Origin of the sequence: Candidatus Palauibacter australiensis (genome assembly GCA_026705295.1) — a bacterium.
Taxonomy (GTDB): Bacteria; Gemmatimonadota; Gemmatimonadetes; order Palauibacterales; family Palauibacteraceae; genus Palauibacter; species Palauibacter australiensis.
Window position 1 is genome coordinate 20,750 of the sequence record JAPPBA010000159.1, and the last position, 7,598, is coordinate 28,347.

7 protein-coding genes are annotated in these 7,598 nt (G+C 69.4%); 4 read left to right on the top strand and 3 right to left on the bottom strand.

Annotated features, from left to right (window positions below):
* Window positions 1–35: 35 nt before the first annotated feature.
* A complete protein-coding gene (locus tag OXN85_13320; protein ID MCY3600940.1) occupies window positions 36–2,354 on the top strand; it encodes a transglycosylase domain-containing protein in 2,319 nt (772 codons plus the stop codon).
* 37 nt (window positions 2,355–2,391) lie between these two features.
* Here OXN85_13320 and OXN85_13325 read toward each other — a convergent pair whose 3' ends face one another.
* The gene (locus OXN85_13325; protein ID MCY3600941.1) at window positions 2,392–2,991 is read right to left on the bottom strand and encodes a hypothetical protein; all 600 of its coding nucleotides are present in this window, start codon (window positions 2,989–2,991) and stop codon (window positions 2,392–2,394) included.
* A gap of 44 nt (window positions 2,992–3,035) precedes the next feature.
* Entirely contained in the window at window positions 3,036–3,605 is a 570-nt protein-coding gene (locus OXN85_13330) for a DUF411 domain-containing protein (GenBank protein ID MCY3600942.1), read from the bottom strand.
* A gap of 182 nt (window positions 3,606–3,787) precedes the next feature.
* On the opposite strand from OXN85_13330, the gene OXN85_13335 reads away from it, so the two are divergent.
* Window positions 3,788–4,876 (top strand): mechanosensitive ion channel family protein, encoded by a 1,089-nt coding sequence (locus OXN85_13335; protein ID MCY3600943.1) that lies wholly within the window; start codon window positions 3,788–3,790, stop codon window positions 4,874–4,876.
* 1 nt (window position 4,877) lies between these two features.
* Entirely contained in the window at window positions 4,878–6,221 is a 1,344-nt protein-coding gene (locus tag OXN85_13340) for an amidohydrolase family protein (GenBank protein ID MCY3600944.1), read from the top strand.
* An 18-nt stretch (window positions 6,222–6,239) separates the two neighbouring features.
* Here OXN85_13340 and OXN85_13345 read toward each other — a convergent pair whose 3' ends face one another.
* Window positions 6,240–6,929, bottom strand: a complete 690-nt coding sequence (locus tag OXN85_13345) for a hypothetical protein (GenBank protein MCY3600945.1) — start codon at window positions 6,927–6,929, stop codon at window positions 6,240–6,242.
* Between the two features lie 186 nt (window positions 6,930–7,115).
* Here OXN85_13345 and OXN85_13350 point away from each other — a divergent pair.
* A partial coding sequence (locus OXN85_13350; GenBank protein ID MCY3600946.1) for an MBL fold metallo-hydrolase occupies window positions 7,116–7,598 on the top strand: 483 nt, incomplete at its 3' end.

Below are 7,598 nucleotides of genomic sequence, written 5' to 3' on the forward strand. Positions count from 1 at the left end.
GGAACCTTTTTTCGACCCGGAGCGTCTTAGCCCATGTGAAGAGCAAGAGAGGCAAGAGAAGCAAGGGAAGAGTCTGGCGGAGGCTGGGGATCCTGGCCGGCGTCGTCGCGGCGGGCTGGCTGGGGTATCTGGGCTTCGAGGCGAAGGTCGTGCGCGACTTCGAAGCGATCGATGCGGTCTCCCCGACCCGCGTCGTCGCTCGGCCGCTGGTCCTGCGTCCCGGCGACCGCATGGAGCCGCGGCACGTCGCAAGCCACCTGACGCGAGCCGGTTATCGCTCCGTTTCGAAGCGCACGCCCGACCGCGGGGAGTTCGCGTGGCGCGGCGGAGAACTGAGGCTGGGCCGGCGGGCGCTGCGTCTGGGCGGTTACATGGATCCCGGCGGGTTGGTGCGCGTCCGGTTCCGCGGATATGCCGGCGCGGGTCGGGTGACATCGATTCGGGACGCGGACGGGCGGAACCTCGAGACGCTCATCCTGGATCCCGAGGTCATCGGCGCCGTGCCCGGCGAGCACGGCCGCGACCGCATCCCGGTACGACTCGAGGAAGTGCCCGATTATCTGATCGACGCCCTCCTCACCGTGGAGGATCGCCGCTTCCATGAACACGGCGCGCTGGATCCCCGCCGTATCGCCGGCGCCATGCTCTCGAACCTGCGCCAGGGGCGGATCGCCGAAGGCGGCAGCACCCTCACCCAGCAGCTCGCGCGCACGCTCTTCCTGTCGACCGACCGCACGCTGCTCCGGAAGGTCCGCGAGGCGGCCATCGCCGTGGCCCTGGAGAGGCGGTTCTCCAAGCGGCGTCTCCTCGAAGCGTATGTGAACCACATCTACCTCGGGCAGGATCGGGGCGTGGCGATTCACGGCTTCGGTCGAGCGGCGCCGTTCTTCTTCGACCGGGATGTCTCCCAGTTGACGCTGGGCCAGTCCGCCATGCTGGTGGGGATCATTCGCGGTCCCAGCATGTACGCCCCGCACCGGCACCCGGAGCGGGCCCGGTCGCGGCGGGACATGGTCCTGCGGCAGATGCACGCCCTCGGTCACATCGAAGCGGACCGGCTCGACGCCGAACTCGAAATGCGTCTGACCCTCAGCGCTCCGCGGGAGCGGCGCGCCGACGCCCGCTGGTACCTGGACTTCCTGCGGCGAGAGCTGGGGTCCGGAGCACGGCCGCTGAGTCTGGATGGCGCGGGCCTCACCGTCGTGTCGTCGCTGGAGCCGGAGATACAGCGAGCGGCGGAGCTGGCCGTGTCAGACGGAATCCGCACGCTCGAGCGCATCCGTCCCCGCCTCACGGAGCAGACGGGGCCTCTGCAGGCGGCGCTCGTGGCCCTCGACCCGCGAAGCGGCGACATCCTGGCGATGGTCGGCGGACGCGCCTACGGCACGTCGCAGTTCAATCGCGCCGCGGACGCGCTGCGTCAGCCGGGAAGCGCCTTCAAGCCGATCGTGGCGCTGGCCGCGCTCGATCCGCGGGCGGACGCCCCGTTCACCCTGGCCTCCACGCTGCGCGACGAGCCGCTGGCGCTCGAGACGCCGGCGGGCATGTGGCGTCCCTCCAACGCGGATCGCGAGTTCCTCGGACCCGTGAGGTTGCGCGACGCGCTCGAAGGGTCGCGCAACGTGCCGTTCGCCCGCCTGGGACTCGCCGTCGGTCCGGAGCGGATCGTGGAGACCGCGCAACGACTGGGTGTCGGAAGTCCTCTGGCGCCCTATCCGAGCCTGGCGCTCGGCGCCTCGGAGGTGACGCTCCTCGAGCTGACGGCGGCCTATGCGGTGCTGGCGGCGGAGGGGAGACGGGCGCCTCCGCGGGCCGCCCGCGCGGTCCTGGGTCGAGAGGGCGAGGCCATCCGACCGGCCGAGCTTCGCCGTGAGGCCGTCATCAGCCCGGCGGAGGCGTACTTGCTGACGTCGGCTCTGCGCGGGGTGGTGGAGCGCGGCACCGGGAGCGGCGTGCGTGCGGCCGGATACATGGGCCCCATCGCGGCGAAGTCCGGGACCACGAACGGCTCGCGCGATGCCTGGTTCGTCGGCTACACGCCGGAACTGGCCGTCGGCGTCTGGGTGGGCTTCGACGACGGAACGCGCCTGGGCTTGTCGGGGTCGCGTGCCGCCCAGCCGATCTTCACGGATTTTCTCATCCGGGTCCTCGGACCGGACGGCGGATCCGACTTCCGATTCCCCGACGGCGTGGAATGGGTCGAGGTCGAGCCCCGGACCGGCCTGCGCGCCGGGTGGGGATGTCGCGGCCAGCCCGAACTCTTTCTCGCGGGCACGGCGCCCGAGGCATCCTGCGGATACCCGATCCGAGGGTGGCGACGAGGAAGTCCGTGGCGTACGTCGCCGAGGCGGTGAGCCGGCCCGGCAGGCGGCCGCGCCGCCCTTGCCGCCCTTAGCCGTGCCTGTGGTCGCGGCGCCCCTGGTGGAGCACGACGTGAAGCAGCGACCCCGCGACGAAAGCCTGGTAGAGTTCGATGGCGGCGTGCCCGTCCGGGAGTATCTCCGTGCCCGCCGCGAACCCGATCGTCGTCGCCACGAGGATCGCCCCGACCCCCGCCATGGCCAGGCCGACGCCGTGCCGAGGCTCGATCAGCCACCAGATCAGTAGCCCCACGGCGACCCGATGCAGGATGACGGCGGCGGCAAGCGGAGCACTCGCCGTGGCCGGCGTCAGCGCGCCGCCCTCCAGCAGCGCGTGCACCGCCATCGAACACACGCCCAAGACGATGGCGAAGTCGTCCGTGTGCCGCGCCAGCGAACGGGAGATCTTCTCGATGAGATAGAGGATGCCGACTCCAAGCAGGACCGCGATCAGGGGCGCGATGTCACGCTCGGTCCAGGCGTGTGGGAGGACCTGATAGGCGACTAGCGCCAGAAGGATCCACACGACGGCGGAATCGATCACACGGATCGTGCGCGGGCGATTGTGCAGCCAGATGTAAAGGAGGACTCCGGCGACCGGCGCCAGCAGCGCGGCGATGAACGAAGCCATTCGGACTGCGTCCGTGATGTGCCGGGAGCGGCGGGGTTACGGCGTCAGCGGCTCTCGTAGACCGACGTGTTGCCTGCGGCGTCGAACCGGATCACGTCGTAGGGGTCGACGCGGTCCCCGAACTCCATGCCCGGGGAGCCTATCGGCATGCCGGGCACCGCGAGCCCGCTCGCGGAGGGCTTCTCGGCGAGGAACCGGGCGATGACGTCCGCGGGAATGTGCCCCTCGAACACGTAGTCGCCCACGAGAGCCGTGTGGCATGTCTGCATCCGCAGCGGTACGCCCGCGTCGAGCTTCACGCGGATCAGATCCGCATCATCCATGTCGAGGACGTCGAGTTCGAACCCGGCCTCCCGCATGTGGTCCACCCAGAGGGAGCAGCACCCGCAGGTGGGAGACTTGTAGACCTTGATCGTCGGCGTTTCCGCGATGGTCGCGGCCAACGCCGCATCGACCGTCGACGAGACCTCGCCCGCCGAGGAGACTGCGGCCATCGACGAGGCCGCGGCGCGCCCGCTCTCCCCCGCCGCTTCCGGCGCGCACGCGCTGACGAGCATCGCCAACCCGAGGAAGGCCGCTCCGACGCCCGCATTTCCGAACTTTCCGTTCAACATCACCGCTCCCGGTTCGATTCCTGCCGCTCCATCCCCCAAGTTATCCGCAAGAAGGCTGCCACGGTACCATTACGATACGATTCTGCGCGGCATCGTGCGGCAACCGCGCGCGGGGGTGCAGTTGCCACGCGGGCGCGAGAGCCACGCGGGTGACGGACAAGGCTTGAGAGAGGCGAGGCCAAATGGAGAGACTGTCACAACTGTGGACCGAGGTGGTCGCCTTCATGGCTCCGCGGTGGCTGCCCAGCCTGATCGTCATCGCGGTCGCCGGCCTCGTCTACCTCGTGGCGCTGATGGTGCTGGGCCGAGCACAGAAACACTGGGTGACCCGGACCGCGACACAACTCGACGATCTGGCCGTGCGGCTGCTCCGCCAGGCCCTGCTGCTGTCGAGCGGGGCGTTGGCCGTCTGGCGTCTGCTCGACATCTGGGCCCTGCCCACGGTGGCCCAATGGGTCTATGCGATCTGGATTGGCGTCCTCTTCTTCCCCTTGAGCCGGTTCGTCGGAGACCTCTTGACCGCGATCGAGACCGAGGTCGTTTCGCGCACGTCGACGCCGCTCGACAAGACGGCGCTCCCGATGATCAACAAGGCGATTCGCTTCGCCGTCATCGCCCTCGGCATCGTCCTCGCGCTCGCGGAGCTGGGCATCAACATCGCGCCTCTCCTCGCCGGGGCCGGCGTCATGGGTCTCGCCCTGTCGCTTGCCGCCAAGGACACCCTTTCCAACGTGATCGCGGGCGTGCTGCTCATCGTCGATCGCCCGTTCCAGGTCGGGGACCGGATCGAACTGTGGACGGCGCCCAACGAGACGGGGTCCTGGGGCGACGTGATCGAGATCGGGCTCCGGGCCACGAAGATCCGGAACCCCGACAACCTTGTCATCGTCGTCCCGAACAGTCAGCTCATGCTGCGCGACATCGTCAACTACACGATGTCCGGCCAGGACATCCGCCTCCGAATCCCATTCTCCGTCGCGTACGAATCGGATATCGAGCGGGCGAAGTCGCTGCTGGTGGACATCGCCCTGTCCGTCGAGGGGGTCAAGGACGATCCCGCGCCGATCGTCATCGCCCGGAGCTTCGGCCCGTCCGAGGTCAACCTCCAACTGCGCGTCTGGATCGTGGAGGCGAGGGCGCGACGGCGCATCGCGGATGACATCAGCGAGAGGGCGCTCCGCGCCTTTGCGGAGGCTGGCGTGGAGATTCCCTATCCGAAGCGTGAACTCTTCATCCGGTCCGCGGATGGACCACAGGCGGACGGGGCCTGATTTGCGCCGCTCGCGGACGCCGGGGCGCCGGCGACTCCTCGCGGTTTCCGCGATACTGGCGGCGGCGGTTCTCCCCGGCGGATTGGCGGGCGCGGGACAGGACACGTTCATCACGCCGCAGTCGGAGTTGTTCACCAATGTGACGGTGATCGACGGCCGCGGCGGGCCGCCCCGGCCTTCTTCGGCGGTCCTCGTGTGGGGCGGCCGAATCCGGGACATCGGCGCCCAGGGCTCCGTGGCCGCCCCGGAAGGCACCGTCGTCGTGGACCTCTCGGGCTCCTACCTCATGCCCGCGTTCATCGATGCTCACGCCTCGCCCCAAACCACCGAAGAGTTGCGTGCGCTGCTGGCCGCTGGAATCACGGGGGTGCGCGACGGAGCCACGTCCCTGGCCGCCTTCGAGGAGCGGGGGCGGGGGAGTTTCGGCGAAGATCCGGTGCCCGCCGTCTACGTCGGCGGACCCGTTCTCGATGCCGGGAGCGCGCCTCGCGGCGTGGCACTGGAATCCGAAGCCGCCGCCGTCGCGGAGGTAACGCGGCAGGCTGCGGATGGGGCCGACTTCGTCTCCGTCGCGTCCGGCGTCCCTCCGTCCTGGCTCATCGGGATCGCGCGAGCCGCCCGCGGGGCGGAGGTGCCCCTGTGGGCCGACCGCCGGGATGGTGGGTGGCTGCTGGCCCTCCGTGCCGGCTCCGCCGTCGCGGGTCCGCTGGTCTCCGGCGACGCCGAGTTGCTTCTGGAGAGCGAGCGCGGATCCTTCCAGGCGCTCGCGGAGGCGGGGCAGGTCCCGGCCCAGGTCGCGTGGCTGGAGCGACTGGAGCCACAGGGGCCCGACGTCGACCGTGCCGTCACGGCGCTCCTCTCGAACGACTCGGCCCTCCTGCCGATGCTGGCCAGCGCGTCCGCCTCCCTCGACTGTCCGGCCGCCGCCGCCACCTGCGCGCCGCTGTCCAACGACGAACAGCGAGCGCTCGAGGCGGTTTGGCCCAAGGCCGAGGCGCTGGTCCGGACCTTCCACGGTCACGGCGTCCGCCTCCTCGTGGGATCCGATGCTCCGCGCACGACCGAGTGGGGAGAGGGTTTCCACCGTGAGATGCAGCTGCTCGTGGAGGCCGGCATCCCCCCCCTCGAAGTCCTCGGCATGGCCACGAGGAACGGTGCGATCGCGCTCGGCCAACTGCACGAGCGGGGGACGATCGAGATCGGGAAGCGCGCCGACTTCATCGTCCTTGAGGCGAACCCCGCCGCCGACATCCGGAACGCGCGCCGCATCTCGTTCGTCGTGATCGACGGAGATGCGTGGACCCTCGACCAGGAAGGGACTTGGAGGCGCGTCCGCTTCAACTGACAGGACGCCCGTCCGGCTTCATCCGTTGCGATAGCAGTACGCGTCCCGCCGGCGCGTCAGGTCCTCGATCACGGCCCCCTTGAAGGTCTCCGCGCACTCCGAGCCGCCCAATTCTCCGCGGTATTCCTCGATATCCACGACCTCGGCGCCCAGCCAGGCGCTCCGGAAGGGTCGCGGAAAGCGTTCCCCGGGGGCCTGGATGTGATGAAGCCCGCCGCTGTAAGCGATGAACAGCCGGCCGTCCGGCATCGCCCGGAGGATGTCCGCGATGCCCCCGCGGATCGTCATGGGATTCCCCTGAACATCCAGCCCCGTGCGGCGCATCATCCGCCCTTCCGGCAGGATGAGGAGCACGGCCTCCGGATCCCGCACCTGACGGAGCACTTCCTCCCACGTGTCATCCTTCTCGCGCGTCACCGGCACCACGTGTTTGGCGAAGAGCAGGAAGAGTCGGCCGAGGATCGGTCGAGCCGCGGTCTTGTCCGCGAGCGGTATGACACCGTGCGTCGCGAGTTGCCATAGCACGCGGCTGGGCACTGCGGCGAGGAAGACCGGTTCGAAGAGACTCGTGTGGTTGAGCAGGGCGAGCACGCGCAGACCGGACCAGGGATCGTCGGCTTCGTGGAGCCACTGCAGCCGGACCCGGCAGAACGCCTTCGCCGCGACCTTGACCGAAAAGAGCAGGAGAAAAACGACATAGCTGCGCATTTTGCGCAGTGTGCTTCGGGAATCGTCGGGCGGTCAAGAGTTCCGGCGCCTGGCAGGCCGCCCAGGCCGGAGGCGGCGAAAGGTGGCATTGGCGCGGGCCGCGCCCCATCTTCGGGCGCCTGGCGGTACTTGCCCGGCGGTACGCGTTCGGCGCTGCACGGCGCCCGTATTCAGGAGTTTCCTTCCATGAAAGCTCGATCGCTGTTCCTCGCGACCCTCTGCACGGGACTTTTCTGCGACCCCGCCTTCGCGCAGCGCGACTTCTCGGCCGTCCAGATCGAGGCGACGCACGTCGCCGGCAACGTCTGGATGCTGGTGGGGAGCGGCGGCAACATCGGCGTGTCCTCGGGTCCGGACGGTGTCGTGATGGTCGACGATCAGTTCGCACCGCTGGCGGACAAGATCCGCGACGCGCTTCGGGAAGTGGGACAATCCGAGGAAGCCGCGCAGCCGCAGTTCATCATCAACACCCATTTTCACGGCGACCATACGGGCGGCAACGCCGAGTTCGGGGACGCCTCCACGATCGTCGCGCACACGAACGTGCGCACGAGGCTCCAGGCGGGCGGATCGCCCGACGTGGCCCTGCCCGTCGTCACCTTCGACGACGCCCTCTCCATCCACTTCAACGGCGAAGAGATCCGGGCGTTCCACATCCCGCACGGACAC

What these genes read in the sequence shown, in the direction of transcription:
- OXN85_13325 (MCY3600941.1), bottom strand. Translation starts at nt 2,991, where the DNA reads ATGGCTTCGTTCATCGCCGCGCTGCTGGCGCCGGTCGCCGGAGTCCTC.
- OXN85_13330 (MCY3600942.1), bottom strand. Translation starts at nt 3,605, where the DNA reads ATGTTGAACGGAAAGTTCGGAAATGCGGGCGTCGGAGCGGCCTTCCTC.
- OXN85_13335 (MCY3600943.1), top strand. Translation starts at nt 3,788, where the DNA reads ATGGAGAGACTGTCACAACTGTGGACCGAGGTGGTCGCCTTCATGGCT.
- OXN85_13345 (MCY3600945.1), bottom strand. Translation starts at nt 6,929, where the DNA reads ATGCGCAGCTATGTCGTTTTTCTCCTGCTCTTTTCGGTCAAGGTCGCG.